The organism is Streptomyces sp. NPDC127100 (genome assembly GCF_042724095.1).
GTDB lineage: Bacteria > Actinomycetota > Actinomycetes > Streptomycetales > Streptomycetaceae > Streptomyces.
The window spans coordinates 127,338-144,050 of the sequence record NZ_JBHXFL010000002.1; the positions used below are offsets into that span (position 1 = coordinate 127,338).

Genomic DNA, 16,713 nt, shown 5'->3' on the forward strand with positions numbered 1-16,713 from the left:
GATCAGTTTCCTTCGTCGTGTGCGGGGTCGGGTCCGGGTGCCGTCCGGTGTGCCGCGTCGGACCCGGCGGGGGTGGGGGAGGGCTGGTCCTGCCGGCCGCGGCGGGTGCCTTCCGCCCAGGCCGCGGCGATGGCGGGACGGCCGGGCCCGGCCACGGGGGCGGGCCCGGCGGTGCGGCGCGCGGTGGCGGGCGCCGTGGTGCGCCGGCGGACGGTCAGGCCGCTGGCGGTGGTGGCCGCCGGAGCGGCCTGCGGCTCCGGCTCGGCGACGGGGGCCGCCGGCACGGCCCGCGGTGTCGGCTCGGCCACGGGAGCCGGAGCGGCGGGCACGGCGGCGGGCGGCGCGGCGGCGGGCGGGGTAGCGGGCGGCGCGGGCTGCGCCGCGGGTGCCGACGACGCGGAGACGACGGCGGGGCCGGCCGGTCCCGAGGTGGCGAGCAGGTTCTTCGGCAGCACGATCATGGCCCGGGTGCCCTGGTAGATGTTGGGTGCGGTCAGTTCCACGCGGAAGCCGTAGTTCTCCGCGAGCAGGGAGGCCACGCGCAGCCCCGTCTGGGGGTGGGCGCCGAGGCGGGTGATGTCGTCGCGCTGCTCGCCGGACATCACGTTGCTGGCCCACAGCAGCCGCTCGTCGTCCATGCGCAGGCCGGCGTCGTCCACGATCAGGAAGAACGCGTGGTGGCCCTGCTCGAGCGAGACGTGGACGCTGGCGGCGGGCGGGGAGTAGCGCAGCGCGTTGTCCAGCAGCACCGCGAGGGCGTGCACGACCGCCTCCACGGCGCGGCCCTCGACCGCGACCGACCCCATCTCGGGGTGCTTGATCCGCTCGTACCCCTCGATCCGGCCCATCGCCGCCCGCACGATGTCGTTCAGCGAGGTGGCGGGCCAGCGCCGCGACAGCTTGTCCCCGGCGAGCACGGCGTAGCCGGACGCGGTGAGCAGCATCTGCTGCGCGAGGTGGTCGATCTCCACGAGCGTGGCGTACGCCTCGTCCGAGATGTGCCGCCGCACGCCCTGGCTGACGGACCGGCCGAGCCGCGCCGCCCGCGCCACCACGTTGTTGGCGAAGCCGCGCACGGCGGCCCGGGCCACGCCCACGGACTCGTGCCGCACCTGCGCGATCTGCCGTTCCGTCTCCTGCCGGAACTGGTCGGCGGTGCGGGCGGCCGCGGCCCGTTCCTGGGCCCGGATCTCGCCGACCGCCGAGGCCAGTGCCCCGGGCAGGGTGCGCAGCCGTTCGGCGAGCGGCGTGCCCTCGAGGTTCGGCGGTACGACGAGTCCGCCCTGACGGCCGTCACCGTCCTGTGCGGCGCCGGCCGCCGCGGGGATCACGGTGGTCGCGAAGTGGCCGACGCACTGCTCGGCCGACAGCAGTTGCAGGGTGAGCCGGTCGGCGTGCCGGCGCAGCAGCTCGGCCTCGCGCCGGGCCTGACCGCGTTTGTGCCGGAAGTACCAGGCGGCCCCGGCTGCGGCCACCGCGAGCAGCACGGCGCCGGTCAATACCAGTTCAGTCATCAGGTCCTCACGGATCGGGAAGCCGTCGGTGTGGGGGTGCCGGCCGGCCCCGGCTGAGCCGGTGGGACGACCGGCCGCGGCGGCGGGAACGGCCGGGGCGGGAGAACGGCGGGAGGGCTGGGGCGGGCCGGGCGGACCGGTGCCGCGGCCCCCGGGGGCGCGTCGGCATCCGCCCGGCGGCGGCCAGGGGCCTCAACAAGCCAGAAAAGGCCCGCGTCTCCCGGACCGCGGCACGGGGACGCGACGGCCCTCGCCGCTCTCGCGCGGCATGGCCCGGGACCGGGCCCCCGTCACGCCTCCACGCGCCGAGGACTCAACGGTGCTGTCAACGGTGACGGTGCACGACATGGATCTCCAGGGCGCGAGCGCGGGCCTGCGCGAGCGGCGGGTCGACGGCGGCGACGGGCCCGCGGCAGCGCAGGTTCGTTCCTTCAGACACCTGAACTACCGGGCCCGCCAAGGGCATTCGGCAGGGACCCTACCGCTTGTGCTCACGCGTTGTGGCAGCTCAGTGACTACGGATGGCCGTCCTTGGAGGTTTGAGGCGAAAAATGCGCGGTTGACCGCCAACTCGCAATGGCTGGAAAGTAGTTGGTCGCGGAATCGGCGTTCTGTTAGTCAGTGGCCGGGTTCGGAGTCGTAGGCGACCCGGGCCCGCTCGACCTTGACCAGGTTCTCGGTGGCCCACTCGGACAGATGCGCGAAGAGCGGGGCGAGGCTGCGGCCGAGGTCGCTGATCTCGTACTCGACCCGGGGCGGCACCTCGGCGTGGTACGTGCGCACGACCAGGCCGTCCCGCTCCAGCTGCCGCAGCCGCTGGGTCAGCACCTTCGGCGTGATGCGGGCGATCCGCCGCTCCAGCTCCACGAACCGCTGTCGCCCGTACGTGTGCAGGGACCACAGGATCGGGGTGGTCCACCGGCTGAACACGATGTCCACCACGGGACTGACCGGACAGGCCAGCTCGGGATCGTCCACCGGAGCCGCCGGGGCGGCCTTGCGGGCGGTGTCACGGGCCACGTGCGCATCCCTTTCGGAAAGTCACTTTCCTCTGGGTACCTACTATACCGACGCTGTTAGCGTCTCCTCGTGCTCCTCACCGAGCCAACAACGTGCCTGATGAGCAAAGGAGTTAAGCATGATCACCGTTACGGGGGCGACCGGCGGCGTCGGCCGTTCACTGGTCGGCATCCTCGCCGCGGCCGGCGAGGCGGTCACCGCGACGTCCCGCGGGATCACGGCCGCGGACGTGCCGCGAGGCGTCCGGCACCGGCAGGCGGACCTGACCGACGCCGAGTCCCTCCGGCCGCTTCTCGACGGCGCAGACGCACTGTTCCTGCAGAACGGCGGCGCCAGTGCGCACCTGATCGACCCGCACGCGATCCTCGACGCGGCGAAGGCGGGAGGTGTGGAGCGGGTCGTTCTCCTGTCCTCCCAGGGCGTGGCCACCCGGCCGGAGTCGCCGTCCCACGGACAGGTCGGCCGCTCCATAGAAGAGGCCGTGCGGCAATCGGGCCTGATCTGGACGATCCTGCGCCCCGGTGGCTTCCACTCCAACGCGTACGCCTGGGCCGGGCAGGTCCGTGCCCACCGGACCGTCGCCGCGCCCTTCGGGGACGTCGGTCTGCCGACCGTCGACCCGGCGGACATCGCCGAGGTCGCGGCGGCGATCCTGCGGCAGGGCGGCGACGGGGCGGGCGGCCACGCGGGCCGGACGTATGAACTGACGGGCCCTACCCTCGTCACGCCGCGTCGGCAGGCACAGGCGATCGCCGAGGCCCTGGGCGAACCGGTCCGCTTCACGGAACTCACCCGTGAGGAGGCCGCCGCCCGGTTCCTCGGCTTCATGCCCGAGCCCGTGGTGGAGACGACCCTGTCCATACTGGGCGAGCCGACCCCCGCGGAACAGCGCGTCAGCCCCGACGTCGAGCGCATCCTCGGCCGCGCACCGCGCGACTTCGCCGACTGGGCGACCCGCAACGCGGCGGCGTTCCGTTAGCCCTCGCGGATGTTCACTGGACGCTCCAGCGGTGCGGGTGCCCGGGGTCGGCCGGGCAGGCGAAGACGTTGAGCTCGCCGTGGTTGCCGACGACGACCTCCGTGGGCCTGGCGAAGGGGTGGGGCGGCAGGTCCCGGTCCTCGACGGGCTTCCAGCTCGCGCTGCCGCCGTCCCACTCGGTGCTGTCGACGGTGAGCAGCAGCTCCATGGGGGCCGCGCAGGTCCCGCAGTCCACGGCGTACGGGTCGGTCCGGTGCCAGGAGGCGTAACCGCCCGCGTGCCAGCCGGGCGGTATGGAGAGGTCGTACTGGTACCCGACCGGCTCGACCGCGCCGCAGCCGCAGGAGGAGTCGGCCGCTCCTTCGGCCTCCTCCTCCATCGCCTCGTCCCAGGCGTCGAGCCGGTCGCACAACTCGTGGGGGAGCAGACCGGCGAAGGGATAGGTGACGACCTGCTCGGGGTGCAGCACACAGGCCTCGGGCACGTAACCGGCGTAGCCGACCAGCTCCGGCAGCGGCGGCGCGGTCAGCACCTCGCCGACCTCCGCCGACCTGCGCCACCGCAGGTGCAGGTGCGGCCCGTATCCCGTGGCGCCGTGCGCCTCGAAGGGGCACCAGAACACCTGGAGCAGGTCGGCGCCGTCCGGCCCGGGGAGGAGGTCCGGCACGTGCCGCCGGTACAACTGGGCGAGGCCGATCATCGGTACGGGAGCCGTCTCGGAGACGCCGGGCACCCGGTGCGTGCGCTTGAGCTCGTCCAGAAGGTCGCGCTCGGCATCCGTGAGTCCGGTTCCACGCTCCTGCGCCGCCGCCCAGACTTCCCGCTCCCGACGGATGTCCGCGAGCCGCCGCCCCCGGTCCCGCCCGTGCGGCTCCACGCACACGGGCCAGGCCTCGTCCACGGGCCACAGTATGGGCCCGCCGACGGAACTGTCCTCCGCGCCGGGGTGGCCGGCCCGTGGGTGCAGCCGGGTGGTGGTGCCGCGGTGGCGGGCGAGCTCGGGGAAGACGGCCTCGATGTCGAGCGGGCGGGGCGGCGTGGTTCTCGTCATGGTGCCGACTCTTTCACCGTCCCCGGGCGGGGCCGTCCCGGGCGGGGCCGTCCCGGCCTGTAGGGAGCACCCGCCGATATTCGGTGCCGAAGGGACAGACCGCGGCGTTAGGTTGGCAGGCCGAAGCACCGCCCGCCACCTGCCAGGAGACCCCGCCGTGACGCATCCCGTCGACCACGAACTGATCCAGGCCGCGGCCGACGTCGCGCGCACGCGCTGCCGGGGCGACAACCACACCATGGCGGCCGCGGCCCGCGCCCGGGACGGCCGGATCGTCACCGCCGTGAACGCCTACCACTTCACCGGAGGCCCCTGCGCCGAGCTGGTCGTCGTCGGCGCGGCGGCCGCGCAGGGCGCCTACGAGCTGGACACGATCGTCGCCGTGGGCGACCGCGACCGGGGCGTGGTCCCCCCGTGCGGCCGGTGCCGGCAGGTCCTGGCCGACTACTTCCCCGACCTGAAGGTCGTCGTCGGCAGGGGCGCCGACATCAGGACGGTGGCCATCACCGACCTCCTGCCGGAGACGTACGTCTGGGCGGACCACCAGCTGGAGGCGGACGGCGCGGGGACGGCCTCCTGACGGTGCCCAGCCCTCCGCCCTCGCACGGCGGTTGGCTGGACTCCAGGCGGAACGGTCGGTGACGGGGCGGGCGGGCGCGGGTGCCCGGAAGGGGCGGTGGAACCATGTGGCCACGGGTGGACGGCATGCGGGCGCTGGAGCTCGGTACGGCGGGTGAGATGCGGGAGCGACTCAACGGGCTCGTCCTGGCCGGGAGGAAGACCGCCACCACCGGGCTGCTGGCCGAGTACGTCGAGGAGACGGAGGGCCTGGAGTTCGCGGGCGAGCGCCTGGCGCTGCTCGGCAACGACGGTGACCGCGTCGCCACGATCGAGATCACCGGCGTCGAGCTCGCCCCCTTCGCCGCGGTCACGTGGGAACACGCGGCGGCCGAGGGAGAGGGCGACCGCTCCCTGGACGAGTGGCGGACCGGCCACAGCCGCTTCTGGGACGCCATCGGCACGCCGGTGGACGAGGACACGATGCTGGTGTGCCTGCGGTTTCGGGTGGTTGAGTCTGTGTAGAGGTACGGATCAGGGTTGCAGAGGGACGGCCAGGAACCGGCGCCACGCGTCGTCGGAGACCCGCACGAGAGGTCCGTCGGGGCGCTTGGAGTCGCGGATCAGTATGCCGGCCGGTATGAACGCGGCCTCCACGCACTCGGTGCCGCTGCCTCCGCTGTAGGAGGACGTGAACCAGTGCAGCTCGGACGCTGCCGTCATCATGGCTCCCTGCTGATCCGATCGACGAGTTCGGCTGACGACTCGAAGTCGAGCGCCTGTGCGCTGAGGTACTGGAACGCCAACCTATAACGCTCCAACTCCTGCGGCTTCTCCATGAAGAGCCCACCGCCGAGGAGGTCCACGTACACGACGTCCAGTTCGGGGGTCTGTCCGTGGAGAAGGGCGAAGCTGCCAACCGCCGCTGCGTGCGCGCCGCGTGCGAACGGCAGCACCTGCACCGTGACGTGTGGTCGTTCGGCCATGGCGAGAAGGTGCTCGAGCTGCCCTTTCATGACCTCCTTGCCGCCGACTCGCCGTCTGATCGCCGCCTCGTCGATGACGCACCAGATGTGCGGCGGCTCCTCGCGGTCCAGCAACTCCTGGCGTTTCATGCGGATGTCGACCATGAGCCGCACCTCGCGCTCCTCGCACTGCACTTCCGATGCTCGGTGGACGGCCTCGGCGTAGGCGCGGGTCTGCAGCAGACCGGGCACGTACATGGAGGCGTAGTGGTCCTCACGTACGACCTCGTCCTCGAGGGTCAGCATGAGGTTCATGGACTCGGGAATGGGGTCGGCGAGGGAGCGCCACCAGCCCTGGATCTTGGCACCCTTGGCGAGCTCGACCAGTGCTGAGCGCTCCGCGTCGGTGGCGCCGTACTCACGGCACAAGGCGTCGACGGCCGGCCACTTGACCGTGCCCTCCTTCGTCTCGTAACGACTGAGTGTTGCCTTGGAGATGCCGACCAGAGCCCCTGCCTCCTCCAGCGTCAAGCCTTTCGCCTCGCGGAGTCGACGCAGGTCGGCGCCTAGCTGACGCCTGCGAGTGGTGGGTCCAACTGCCATGCCAACGGCCCTTCATGTCGATGCCGTAGATCGTCCTGTCCATGGAGAGGAACGGCAAGACGGTGTGCGCCGGGGGCGCGTACTGAGCCTCCACGCTCCTTCCCGAGAGCTGTGAGAGTTCCATTTTGAGAGTTTCACTGCAACTCTTAGTGGCGAAGACGTCACGGAGAGCGCGAGGCGTCCAGGTCGAAGGAGTAAGAGAGTGAGCGACTCCATGGGGAGTGCCGTCCAGAGGGCGAGGCGGGCATGGAAGCTGCCCTTCTCGGCGGAAGCGGAGGAAGTGGCCGGGTTGCGCCGCCTCGTGCGACTGCACCTGGAGATCTGGAACCTGCACGATCTGGCCGACGTAGCCCAGCTCTGCGTCAGCGAGTTGGTGGCGAACGTCATCAAGCACGTCGGGCCGGGAACACCGTCCCTGCTCGCCGTCTCCGCGAACGGAACCCGCCTGCGGATCGAGGTCACCGACCCGAACTCCCGGGTTCTCCCCGTACTGACCGACGCGGGCACGGACGCCGAGGGCGGACGGGGTCTGGCGCTCATCGACGCCGTCACCGATCGCTGGGGCGTCGACCTCACCGCCGACCGGAAGTCGACTTGGTGCGAACTCCGCACGGGCCCCACGGCGACCAAGGGCCACACGGTCCCGCCTCGCGTGGCCCGGGCAGCGGATGTGCTGGAGCTCTACGCCTGTGTGCCGATGCCGCCGCGGGGCACGACCTTCAGCAGACTGGGGGCGACCGTCGCGGAGGAGACGGCGATCGACGTCATCGCCGATCTCCTCCACTGGCTCAGGGCCCACGGCCGGGACCCCGACGACGTACTGGACCGGGCCCAGGCACACTTCGAGGCGCAGGTCGCAGCCCACTGAGCGTGAGCGTGGGCTCCTGCTGGTCAGCTTGCGTTGATGGCCGAGTATGTCCACACGTCGGCCGGCAGTTGGTGCCCCAGGCGCCAGGTGATCGCCATGGGCTTGCTGCCGGTGTGGCTCTGGTAGGTCGCCGGGCCGAGGAGCATCCAGGGCTGCGGCTTTCCTATGTCGGTGTTCTTGTAGCGGCGCATGAACAGCAGGACATGGCTGCCACGCTGGGCATGCTGCTGATAGCGCAACCCGGTGCGGGAGTCGGCAGCCGTCGCGTTCTGTGACTCCCAGTGGTAGAGCGTCGGGCTCAGCGCGTAGTCCTTGTACCGGACCGTGGGGGAGAAGTCCTTCTCGTTCTTCTCCTGCGTGATGAGGAGAGCGTCCGTCTGAAGCTCTTCGACCCACTGGACGCCCTGTGCGAAGGACCGGGGCATCTGGCCACCGATGCGGGCGACGCCGAGCGCCGCGAGGATCTCGGACCGGTTGTAGGCGCTGTGGACCTTGAGGGGGACTCGGCCGAGAGAACCGGCCAGGGGCAGGGGAAGGTGGTCGGCCTGCTCGATCACGCAGGCCAGCAACTGCCGCAGCTCGTCGCGGACCGCGCCCTGGGTCCGCAGGGACTCCAGCCCCTCCTGATAGCTGGTGAATCCGCCGGCGTTGTCCCAGAGGTTGAAGAACAGCATGCGGGCGTACGTCTGGTCCTTCGGTCCCAGATCGCTGTAACGCGGGGCGTCGTCTGCGAGTAGACGGAGGTAGGCCTGAGCACGTTCCGGATCGTCCACGTGGAGGAATGCGTGGGCTCGCTTGAGCAGAGCCTCTTCGCCCTGCGGCACCGGCTCCTGCCGCAGACCGGCACGACGAAGGACGGTCGTCCAGGAATTACCACCCTTGTACAGCTCTTTGATCTCTCGGCGGCTTTCCCGGAGGTAGTCGGCGAGACGTGGAGTGCTGTACTCCTTGACCTCCTTCACCAGCGTGTTCACCGTGGCGCCCAATTGGGTCCGGATGTTGTCGAGGATGATGTCCTTCGACTTGCCTTCCAGGATGATCTGCGAGCCGGACGGCAGCTGCGGGAAGTCCCGCTCGATGTGCTCGACGAGCCGGTTCCGCGAGAGGTTGGTCAGGGCTCGGAACTGTTCCTCGAAGCGGAACTCCGCCCGGTGCTGGCCGATGAAGTCGAGGACGGTGAGCACAGGCTTCGTCTCGGTCCGCCGTAGCCCTCGTCCCAGTTGCTGGAGGAACACGGTGGCGCTGTTGGTGGGCCGCAGCAGGAGAAGGGTGTCGACATCCGGGATGTCGAGCCCCTCGTTGAACAGGTTCACGGAGAAGATCACCTGCAGCTTGCCGTCCCGCAGGTCGGTCAGTGCCTGGGCGCGGACGTCGGCTGGCGAGTCACTGTCGAGCGCCACAGCCTCGAAGCTGGCCTTGCGGAAGAAGTCCGCCATGTAGTGGGCGTGCGCCCTGGTGACGCAGAAGCCGAGCGCACGCATGGCGCCTGGGTCCGAGACCTTGTCCATGATCTGCTTGACGACGATGCGGGCCCGGGCGTCGTTTCCCGTGAACAGGTTCCCGAGCTCCTGGTCGGCGTACGAGCCCTTTTGCCAGCCGATGTTCGACAAGTCCGTGCCGTCAGGAATGCCGAAGTAGTGGAAGGGACAGAGCAGGTCGTTCTCCAGGGCTTCCCAGAGGCGCATCTCGGCAGCGATGCGGCCCTCGAAGAACTCGTCCTGGACATTGAGCCCATCCATCCGTTCCGGAGTGGCGGTCAGGCCCAGGAGCTCCTTCGGCGCGAAGTGCTTGATCACCCGCCGGTAGGTGGAGGCTGTGGCGTGGTGGAATTCATCGATGACGATGACGTCGAAGTGTTCCGGAGCCAAGTGCTCCAGTCTCTGGACGTTGAGCGACTGGACACTGGCGAACACATGGTTCCATTCGCGTGGATCCACGCCGCCGTGCAGCAGCTCGCCGAATGACGCGTCATCCAGCACCTCACGGTAGGTCCGCAGGGACTGCTTGAGAATCTCCTTGCGATGTGCCACGAACAGCAGCCTCGGCCGACCGCCGGTCGACTTCTTGCAGAGTCGGCGGTAGTCGAGGGCGGCCATCACGGTCTTACCGGTCCCCGTGGCCGCAACGAGCAGATTTCGGTGCCGTCCGCGGATTTCGCGCTCGACATCCAGCCGTTCCAGCATGTCCCGCTGGTGCGGGAAGGGGCGCACCTCGAGGCCGGAGAGGCTGATCCTCAGATCGGTGGTCGAGGTGGACCCGTTCGCGTGGGCGAGCGCTCCGTCCAGGCGCTCCCCGTGAAGGTCGGGGTCGTACGTCTCGAAGGCAGTGTCGTTCCAGTACGCGTCAAAGGTCGCCTCGAACTTGTCGAGTACGGCAGGCGTGGCCACTGACGACAGCCTCACGTTCCACTCCAGGCCGTCGAGGAGCGCGGCCCGGGACAGGTTGGAGCTCCCGACGTACGCCGTGTCGAAACCCGTATTCCGGCGGAAGAGCCATGCCTTGGCATGGAGTCGCGTCGAGCGGATCTCGTAGTTGACCTTGACGGTGGCACCGAAGTCCCGAACGAGCCGGTCGAGCGCGTGACGGTCGGTAGCACCCATGTAGGTCGTCGTGATGACGCGGATCGGTACGCCCCGCTCTTTGGCGGCACGCAGGGAGTCCTCCAGGACGCGAATGCCGTACCACTTCACGAACGCGCACAGCAGATCGATTCGGTCCGCGGTGGCCAACTCGGCTCTCAGCTCGGAGCCGAGGCTGACGTCCTCGGGAGAATTGGTGAGCAACGACGTCTCGGACAGTGGAGTGAGCGGGCGGATCGCGTAAGCGCCCGGAGCTTCCTGCTGGGCGAGAGCCAGCAACTGCCGGGGCCCCTCGACGACCGTGCCGGCGGACCCGGTGCCGCCCTGGCCTTCAGAGTGCGAGGCAAGAGACTCCAGGATCTGGTTGGCGAAGGGAACCTGCTGCGCGGTCGGGAGCTGACCGAGGCGGCGGGCCACCATCTCTCCGACGTGCCGGGCCAGCACGTGAGGCGAGGACTCCGCACTGACCTCCGCGTCGACGGCTTTCCACCCCGTCGCTTCGAGCTGCTTGAGCTCGTCACGCACGTCTTGCGTGATCAGCTTCTCGTAGACCCCCGAGACCGGCTGCGCCTGCTCCCCCGCGTCTCCCACTAAGACCCCCTCGGTCACACGTCGACGTGCCCCAGTTTTAACAGGAACCACCGACAGGCGAAGCGTGTCGAGTCCTGTTAAGCCCTGTCCGGCTCTGTTGCCATCGGGTTCAATGGGCGCGCGGTCGGGTCACGTCCGGAGGGGGCAGAACGTGAGTGGAGCGTCGCCGTCGGGTGGGGTGCCGCCGATGCCGGGGGAGCCGCCGGCCCCGGGGCCGGGTGCACCGGTCCCGCCGTTACCCGCGCCGGGCCCGGCACCGGATCCCGCGCCGCCCCCGCCACCCGGACCCGCGCCTGACCCCGCGCCGAGCCCCGCGCCCGGCCCGGCACCGGACCCCGCTCCGCCCCCGCCCCCGGTGTCTCCGGCCCGTCGGCTGGGGGACGTCGCCGCGCTGGTCTCGGCGCTCGCGGCCGTGGCGGGTCTGCTGCTCGGGTTCTTCGGGCTGCCGACCGTGGTCGACTCGCCCACGGCGCAGTCGGTGACGGCCACGGCCACGGTGACCGCCACCGTCACGGCGACGGTCACGGCCGCCGCGGAACCGCCCGAGGCGGACGCCGGCACCTCGGCGGAGCCGCCGGTCCCCTTGCCGACGGGCGACGTGCCGCTGACCGACATCACGCCGCTCAGCGGGCTGTACAGCAACTGGGAGCTCAAGCCCGTGATCATGGGCGGGAAGCGCTTCGACAACGCCCTCACCACCGAACCCGGCTGGTTCGAGAGCGTCGGCTGGAGCATCAACGAGCACTACAGGAGCCTCACCGTCACCGTCGGTCTGGACGACAACAGCGCGGCCTATCCGGTCACGGTGGCCTTCAAGGCCGGTGCGGACGGCGAGAAGACGCTCAAGACCGCGACCGCGCAGATCAACCGGCCCGTGCAGGTGACCGTGGACCTGACCGGCGTCGCCATCCTCCACATCGAGGCGGTCCAGAGCGACAACGAGTCCGCGACCCTCGCGCTCGGCGACGCGATGCTGCACAGTTCCTGACGGCGGGGGCGGAGGGAGGGGATCAACCCCGCGCCCCCTCCGCCAGGAACCGCTCCAGCCCGTCCAGCAGCATCCCGCTGCCCTGCTCCGCCATGTCCCGCTCCTCCGCCGTGTCGCTGGTCTGGCCGAGGACGATCTCCGTGCGCTCCGGGCCCCGCTCGGTGAGTTCCAGGGTCATCGTGACCTGGTCCGGGCGGCCCGGGACGTCCATGCCGAGGACCAGGCGGTGGGGCTCGGCCACCTCCACGTAGGAGCCGGTCAGCGGGAAGGCGCTGCCGTCGGGCGTGAGCATCGTGGCCTTCCAGGCGCCGCCCGGGCGGACGTCCATCTCGACGGAGCCGGGGACGGCGTGCGCCCATTGGGCGTACTGCTCGGGGGTGGTCCAGGCCTGCCAGACCCGGGCCGCGGGGGCGTCCAGGGTGCGGGTCAGGGCGTAGGGGAAGCCGTCGGCCGCGGTGGTCTGCTCGGTGCTCATGGGGTACCTCCTGTTCCGGGCCCTCACTGCTCGTGTGAGGGGGTCGCACGGGTAGACGTCCCCCGGCGCCGAATCTCATCGGTGGGACCGGGAGCACTTTCCGGGTGCGGGTCCGCCAAGGTGTGCGGACGCGGCCGTGCGGCCGAGGGGGGCGCGCATCGCGGTACGGCCGCGGACACCGGCCGTGGGGCGCGGCGAGGGCCGGCGGGGGCGCCCGCCCGCCCCCGGAGGACGCGACGGAACCTCACCCCGCCGAGGCGGCCTCCCCGTGGCACTCCCCGTAGGCCCGGCCCGACCCGCACCAGCAGGCCGCACCCCGCTGCGGGGGCCACGCCGTCGCGCGGCCCCGGGCCGCCAGGGTCGTCGCGTACTGCGGCAGCAGCGTCGCGTCGGCCGGGGACGCGCCCTCCGAGGCCGCGAACGCCTCGTACGACGGGACCGTGCCGGGCACGACGCCCAGGTTCGGGGTGCCCGACGACGCGAGTTCACGCAGCGCCGTCTCTATCGTCGCCAGGTGCTCCTCGTAGGAGGGGTACTCGGCGGACAGCGACGGGTACGCCTCGAGCAGCTCCGTCAGCTCCTCCGCCGGCCAGTGCAGCATGGCCACGGGGAAGGGACGGGACAGGGCCTCGCGGTACGCGCCCAGCTCGGCGCGCAGGCGGGAGATCTCCGCCTCCAGGTCGGCCGGGTCGTCCGAGCCGAGGGACCAGACGCGCTTCGGGTCGTGCAGCTCGTCCAGGGACACCGGCATCGAGTGCAGGGTGTCCGCCAGCCGGTCCCAGTCGTCGTGGGGCACGCCCAGCATGCGCCGCACCCGGTGACGCCCGTACAGCAGCGGATGCGTGGTGTACGGGGGCTCGGCCACGTCCGACAGCAGCAGGCGGGCGCCCTCCGTGAACGTCTCCTGGGCCGCCTCCAGTTCGTCGTGGGACTCCAGGGCCTCGGCCACGATCACCCACGGCGCCGGGTCGCGCGGGGCCGTCGTGCGGACGCCCTCGATGATCGCCCTGGCCTCCGCCTCGTGGCCGTACTCCCAGAGGTTCGACGCCTTGAGGGCGCGGACCAGGGACGGGTTCTCCAGCCCGTCCGGCGAGGACAGCAGGCGGTCGTACAGCTTGGTCGCGGAGGGGCGGTCGCCGGACAGCTCCAGGTGGGCCGCGGCGCGTACCAGGAGGGCCTCGGCGTCCTCCGGGTACAGGCCGGCGGTCCGCTCCAGGCGGGCGGCTTCGGCGGTGTGGTCGACGTTTTCGGCAGGCGTGTCGGGGCGCATGGGTGACACCGTACTGCCGCGAGGTGACGGGAGTCAGGGGCCCGCAGGTCAGAGGCGGTGGCCGGGGACGACGCGGAGGCTAGAAGGTGTACAGGTTCGCGATGCGGATCAGGACCGCCGTCAGCGTCCCCACCCACACCAGCACGCCGAGCCACATGCCGAGCACCGCCGTCCGGTAGCGCTCCGGCGAGTCCAGGACCACGCTCTCGGGGGCGCCGGGAAGATGGCGCAGGTGGACGCGGGTGCCCTTGGCGATCCGGTGGGCGTCCGCCGCGTCGGGGAGGGCGTGCTCGTGCTCGGTGCCGTCGGCGTCGGTCCAGCGGACCACCAGGTGCAGCGTCGGGTAGGTGCCCTCGCGGGACGCGACGTGGTCGCTCACCACGCCCTCGGCGTGCCGGCCCAGGCGGCGCACCACGTGCTCGGTGAGCGCGATCCTGGCCTCCACGGCCGTGAGGGCGAGTCCGCCGAGGAAGGGTATGAGGGCCAGCAGCCAGTACGCGGTCATGGGCGCAGAGCCTAGGGCGGTCTCCGGCGGCGGTACTCCGCGGGCCGTCCGGGGCCACCCGGTGCCGCCCGGGCGGAGGCGCGGCCCCGGCACCCGCCCCCGCGCCGACGCGCCCGCCGCTCACCCCCGCTCCCGCAGTACCCCCACCAGCACCGCAGCCGTCACCGCCAGCCCCGCCGACACCCAGAGGGCGACGTCCGTGCCCCGCCCCAGGTCGCCCGCCGACGTGGCGATCGCGATGGTCAGGGCGACGCCGGCGCACGAGCCGATGTAGCGGAACGTCTGCTGCGCCCCCGACCCCATCGCCGCCCGGGCCGCCGGTACCGACTCCACGGCGAGCAGCGGCAGCGCGGCGTTCAGCAGGCCGCTGCCCACTCCGGCCACGACCAGGCCGGGCAGCAGGCGGGTCCAGGAACCGGCGCCGACCGCGCCGAGCATCGTCAGGGCGCCGACCGCGTGCAGGGCGAAGCCGACGGCCAGTTGGTGGCGCGGCGGCACGCGGTGGGCGATGCGGCGGGCCTGGAGGGCGACGGCGAAGGACAGGCCGGACCACAGCAGGAACAGCCACGCCGTGTCCATCGGGGAGAGACCGAGCCGCTGTTGCAGCAGCGCGGGCAGGAAGCTGAACAGCCCGATCACCGCCAGGCCCGTGAACAGGCCGCCGACGGAGGACGCCAGGAAGGGCGCGCGGCGCAGCAGGGACAGGTCGATCATCGGGGTGGCCGCGCGGCGCTCCAGCAGGACGAACAGGCCGCCCAGCAGCACGGTCGCCGCCAGCAGCAGACCCACCGGTGCCCGCAGCCAGCCGTCCCGGCCCAGCGTCACCGCCGCCACCAGCGCGACCAGCGCCAGTCCGAACGTCACCGCCCCGGCGAGGTCCGGCCGGCCGCCCCGCGGTGAGCGCGACTCCGACAGGGACCGCGCCCCCAGCGCCGCGACGATCAGCGTGGCCGCGCCGAGGATGCCGTACGACAGCCGCCAGTTCGGGAGCGCGCCGGTCACCAGGGGGCCCACCGCGATGCCGCCGCTCACGAAGGCGCCCCACACGCCGGTCGCGCGCAGCCGTCCGGCCGGGGTGGGGAAGGCGTGCACCAGCAGGCCCAGGCTGCTGGCCAGCAGTGCCGCGCTCGCCGCGCCCTGCGCGACGCGGGCCAGGGTGAACAGCCACGTCGTGGTGGCGAACGCGCCCAGGCCGGTGGTGATGCCGAGGGCCAGGGTGCCGGAGAGGAAGATCCGGCGGCGTCCGTAGTCGTCGGCCAGGGAGCCGGCCACCAGGAGCAGGGCGGCCAGGCCCAGCGGGGTGCCGTTCAGCAGCCAGGCCTGGGCGGACAGCGGGGTGTGCAGGTCGGCGGCCGTCTCGGGGAGCGTGACCATCGGCGCGGTGTACGTCATCAGGGCCACTGCGGTCGCGGCGCTGGTGAGGCCGAGGGTGAGGCCGGGGCGTGGTGGCGCGTGCCGGTCGGGGCGGCCCTTCCGGCGTACGGCGCCGGTGCCCTGGCCGCTGGTGCCTTGGCTGCCGGTGGGGGCGGTCGCGGTGGAGTCCGTGCCGATGTCGGTCATGTCTGTCCGCTCTTCTCGGTCCGTGGGTCCCTGGGGCCGTGGGTGGTCCGCTGGGTCCGGGGTCCTTGGAAGCCCGGGCGTCAGTCGGTTCTTTGAATGAACCCACCCCGGCTGGCAACCTAGCACCCTTGGTTCGGTGAATGAACCCACTCGTCGGAAAGTGGCTACAGTGGAACCCATGGCACTGGGCAAGGACTACGCGGCGCAGGAATGCGCGATCGCCCGCGCGCTGGAGGTCGTCGGCGAACGGTGGACGCTGCTGGTGATCCGCGACGCGCTCTACGGCGTCCGGCGCTACAACGACTTCCTCGTCCACCTCGGCATCCCGCGCGCCGTCCTGGCCAACCGCCTCCAGACGCTCACCGCCGAAGGCGTCCTCGAGAAGCGCCGGTACCAGGAGTCGCCACCCCGGGACGAGTACGTCGTCACCGACCGTGGCATCGCCCTGTGGCCGGCCCTGCGCGCGCTCGGCCTGTGGGGCCGCGAGCACCTCGGCGGGCAGCCGTTGCGCTCCTTCCGGCACGCCGACTGCGGCACCGAGCTCGGCCCGTACGGCGAATGCCCCGCCTGCGGAACCGTCGTGGCCGTCCGGGACGTCGAAATGGTGCCGGGACCCGGACTCGATCCGCACCCGGCGGACCCGGTCAGCAAGGCCCTGCTCAAGCCGCGGCGGCTCCTGAAGCCGATCGACACCGATCCGCGGAGCGACAGCGACCGCCCGTCGCAGCCGGATCCCGCCTAGGCGGCGGCCAGGGGCCCGCACGCACGCTGTCGGGCGCCGCTCGGGGTCCTGTATAACTGGGGCAAACACGCGTACGAGGGGAGGAGCCGCCGATGACCCGCGACCGGGCCGTCCCGAGCCCCCTGCTCGTGCTGCTGCTCCTGATCCTGCCCGTCGCCCTCGTCGACGTCGGCAGCCTCTCCGCCACCGTCGCGCTCGCCGCGACCGCCGCGGCCGGCTCCGCGCTCGCCGTCTGCGCCCTGATCGCCGCGCGCTGCGTGCCCGCCGTGCCGCCCACCCGGGTGCGCACGGCCATCAGGGACCGGGACCGCCGTACGGCCTTCCTGCCGCAACGCGATCCCGACGCCGCCGGCCGCCGCCGGCCACGAGCACCCGGACACGCCCTCCCGGCGACCGCCGCGTAGGGCATCCCTTCACCTCGCAAGGACCGTGCACCCGCGCGGGT

General features: G+C 71.9%; 17 protein-coding genes. 7 read left to right on the forward strand and 10 right to left on the reverse strand.

Annotated features, from left to right (window positions below; genetic code table 11):
- Positions 1-2: 2 nt before the first annotated feature.
- Both ACFWJB_RS03425 and ACFWJB_RS03430 read right to left on the reverse strand, forming a co-directional pair.
- Entirely contained in the window at positions 3-1,514 is a 1,512-nt protein-coding gene (locus tag ACFWJB_RS03425) for an ATP-binding protein (protein ID WP_386919983.1), read from the reverse strand.
- Between the two features lie 618 nt (positions 1,515-2,132).
- Complete coding sequence (locus ACFWJB_RS03430) at positions 2,133-2,534, reverse strand: winged helix-turn-helix transcriptional regulator (RefSeq protein ID WP_386919985.1); 402 nt, start codon at positions 2,532-2,534, stop codon at positions 2,133-2,135.
- Positions 2,535-2,652: 118 nt separating this feature from the next.
- Between ACFWJB_RS03430 and ACFWJB_RS03435 the strand changes: the two genes are divergently transcribed.
- A complete protein-coding gene (locus ACFWJB_RS03435) occupies positions 2,653-3,513 on the forward strand; it encodes an NAD(P)H-binding protein (RefSeq protein WP_386919987.1) in 861 nt (286 codons plus the stop codon).
- 13 nt (positions 3,514-3,526) lie between these two features.
- Here the strand turns inward: ACFWJB_RS03435 and ACFWJB_RS03440 are convergent, their stop codons facing one another.
- Positions 3,527-4,564, reverse strand: a complete 1,038-nt coding sequence (locus tag ACFWJB_RS03440) for a hypothetical protein (protein WP_386919989.1) — start codon at positions 4,562-4,564, stop codon at positions 3,527-3,529.
- A gap of 157 nt (positions 4,565-4,721) precedes the next feature.
- On the opposite strand from ACFWJB_RS03440, the gene ACFWJB_RS03445 reads away from it, so the two are divergent.
- Both ACFWJB_RS03445 and ACFWJB_RS03450 read left to right on the forward strand, forming a co-directional pair.
- Positions 4,722-5,144, forward strand: a complete 423-nt coding sequence (locus tag ACFWJB_RS03445) for a cytidine deaminase (protein ID WP_386919991.1) — start codon at positions 4,722-4,724, stop codon at positions 5,142-5,144.
- A gap of 104 nt (positions 5,145-5,248) precedes the next feature.
- Positions 5,249-5,647 (forward strand): ASCH domain-containing protein, encoded by a 399-nt coding sequence (locus tag ACFWJB_RS03450; protein WP_386919993.1) that lies wholly within the window; start codon positions 5,249-5,251, stop codon positions 5,645-5,647.
- Between the two features lie 9 nt (positions 5,648-5,656).
- Here the strand turns inward: ACFWJB_RS03450 and ACFWJB_RS03455 are convergent, their stop codons facing one another.
- Positions 5,657-5,845 carry a DUF397 domain-containing protein gene (locus ACFWJB_RS03455; protein WP_386919995.1) on the reverse strand — a complete coding sequence of 63 codons (189 nt, stop codon included), beginning with the start codon at positions 5,843-5,845 and terminating at the stop codon, positions 5,657-5,659.
- Positions 5,845-6,690 carry a helix-turn-helix domain-containing protein gene (locus ACFWJB_RS03460; RefSeq protein WP_386919997.1) on the reverse strand — a complete coding sequence of 282 codons (846 nt, stop codon included), beginning with the start codon at positions 6,688-6,690 and terminating at the stop codon, positions 5,845-5,847. The genes ACFWJB_RS03455 and ACFWJB_RS03460 overlap by 1 nt, the downstream gene beginning before the upstream one ends.
- Before the next feature lie 214 nt (positions 6,691-6,904).
- On the opposite strand from ACFWJB_RS03460, the gene ACFWJB_RS03465 reads away from it, so the two are divergent.
- The gene (locus ACFWJB_RS03465) at positions 6,905-7,558 is read left to right on the forward strand and encodes an ATP-binding protein (RefSeq protein WP_386920265.1); all 654 of its coding nucleotides are present in this window, start codon (positions 6,905-6,907) and stop codon (positions 7,556-7,558) included.
- A gap of 23 nt (positions 7,559-7,581) precedes the next feature.
- On the opposite strand, the gene ACFWJB_RS03470 is transcribed toward ACFWJB_RS03465, so the two are convergent.
- Entirely contained in the window at positions 7,582-10,728 is a 3,147-nt protein-coding gene (locus ACFWJB_RS03470) for a DUF3427 domain-containing protein (RefSeq protein ID WP_386920267.1), read from the reverse strand.
- Between the two features lie 355 nt (positions 10,729-11,083).
- On the opposite strand from ACFWJB_RS03470, the gene ACFWJB_RS03475 reads away from it, so the two are divergent.
- Complete coding sequence (locus ACFWJB_RS03475) at positions 11,084-11,716, forward strand: NPCBM/NEW2 domain-containing protein (protein WP_386920001.1); 633 nt, start codon at positions 11,084-11,086, stop codon at positions 11,714-11,716.
- Between the two features lie 22 nt (positions 11,717-11,738).
- Here ACFWJB_RS03475 and ACFWJB_RS03480 read toward each other — a convergent pair whose 3' ends face one another.
- The 4 genes from ACFWJB_RS03480 to ACFWJB_RS03495 form a co-directional block, all read right to left on the reverse strand.
- Positions 11,739-12,191 (reverse strand): SRPBCC domain-containing protein, encoded by a 453-nt coding sequence (locus ACFWJB_RS03480; RefSeq protein WP_386920003.1) that lies wholly within the window; start codon positions 12,189-12,191, stop codon positions 11,739-11,741.
- Between the two features lie 244 nt (positions 12,192-12,435).
- A complete protein-coding gene (locus ACFWJB_RS03485; RefSeq protein WP_385464781.1) occupies positions 12,436-13,461 on the reverse strand; it encodes an SEC-C metal-binding domain-containing protein in 1,026 nt (341 codons plus the stop codon).
- Positions 13,462-13,540: 79 nt separating this feature from the next.
- Entirely contained in the window at positions 13,541-13,966 is a 426-nt protein-coding gene (locus tag ACFWJB_RS03490) for a DUF3592 domain-containing protein (RefSeq protein ID WP_385464778.1), read from the reverse strand.
- Positions 13,967-14,086: 120 nt separating this feature from the next.
- Positions 14,087-15,526 (reverse strand): MFS transporter, encoded by a 1,440-nt coding sequence (locus ACFWJB_RS03495; RefSeq protein WP_386920006.1) that lies wholly within the window; start codon positions 15,524-15,526, stop codon positions 14,087-14,089.
- A gap of 178 nt (positions 15,527-15,704) precedes the next feature.
- Between ACFWJB_RS03495 and ACFWJB_RS03500 the strand changes: the two genes are divergently transcribed.
- Positions 15,705-16,268, forward strand: a complete 564-nt coding sequence (locus ACFWJB_RS03500; RefSeq protein ID WP_386920008.1) for a winged helix-turn-helix transcriptional regulator — start codon at positions 15,705-15,707, stop codon at positions 16,266-16,268.
- 92 nt (positions 16,269-16,360) lie between these two features.
- Positions 16,361-16,672: a DUF6412 domain-containing protein gene (locus ACFWJB_RS03505; protein ID WP_386920010.1), complete on the forward strand. Its 312-nt coding sequence runs from the start codon at positions 16,361-16,363 to the stop codon at positions 16,670-16,672.
- Positions 16,673-16,713: the final 41 nt, after the last annotated feature.

What these genes read in the sequence shown, in the direction of transcription:
- ACFWJB_RS03425 (WP_386919983.1), bottom strand. Translation starts at nt 1,514, where the DNA reads ATGACTGAACTGGTATTGACCGGCGCCGTGCTGCTCGCGGTGGCCGCA.
- ACFWJB_RS03435 (WP_386919987.1), top strand. Translation starts at nt 2,653, where the DNA reads ATGATCACCGTTACGGGGGCGACCGGCGGCGTCGGCCGTTCACTGGTC.
- ACFWJB_RS03440 (WP_386919989.1), bottom strand. Translation starts at nt 4,564, where the DNA reads ATGACGAGAACCACGCCGCCCCGCCCGCTCGACATCGAGGCCGTCTTC.
- ACFWJB_RS03450 (WP_386919993.1), top strand. Translation starts at nt 5,249, where the DNA reads ATGTGGCCACGGGTGGACGGCATGCGGGCGCTGGAGCTCGGTACGGCG.
- ACFWJB_RS03455 (WP_386919995.1), bottom strand. Translation starts at nt 5,845, where the DNA reads ATGACGGCAGCGTCCGAGCTGCACTGGTTCACGTCCTCCTACAGCGGA.
- ACFWJB_RS03460 (WP_386919997.1), bottom strand. Translation starts at nt 6,690, where the DNA reads ATGGCAGTTGGACCCACCACTCGCAGGCGTCAGCTAGGCGCCGACCTG.
- ACFWJB_RS03465 (WP_386920265.1), top strand. Translation starts at nt 6,905, where the DNA reads ATGGGGAGTGCCGTCCAGAGGGCGAGGCGGGCATGGAAGCTGCCCTTC.
- ACFWJB_RS03480 (WP_386920003.1), bottom strand. Translation starts at nt 12,191, where the DNA reads ATGAGCACCGAGCAGACCACCGCGGCCGACGGCTTCCCCTACGCCCTG.
- ACFWJB_RS03485 (WP_385464781.1), bottom strand. Translation starts at nt 13,461, where the DNA reads ATGCGCCCCGACACGCCTGCCGAAAACGTCGACCACACCGCCGAAGCC.
- ACFWJB_RS03490 (WP_385464778.1), bottom strand. Translation starts at nt 13,966, where the DNA reads ATGACCGCGTACTGGCTGCTGGCCCTCATACCCTTCCTCGGCGGACTC.
- ACFWJB_RS03495 (WP_386920006.1), bottom strand. Translation starts at nt 15,526, where the DNA reads ATGACCGACATCGGCACGGACTCCACCGCGACCGCCCCCACCGGCAGC.
- ACFWJB_RS03500 (WP_386920008.1), top strand. Translation starts at nt 15,705, where the DNA reads ATGGCACTGGGCAAGGACTACGCGGCGCAGGAATGCGCGATCGCCCGC.
- ACFWJB_RS03505 (WP_386920010.1), top strand. Translation starts at nt 16,361, where the DNA reads ATGACCCGCGACCGGGCCGTCCCGAGCCCCCTGCTCGTGCTGCTGCTC.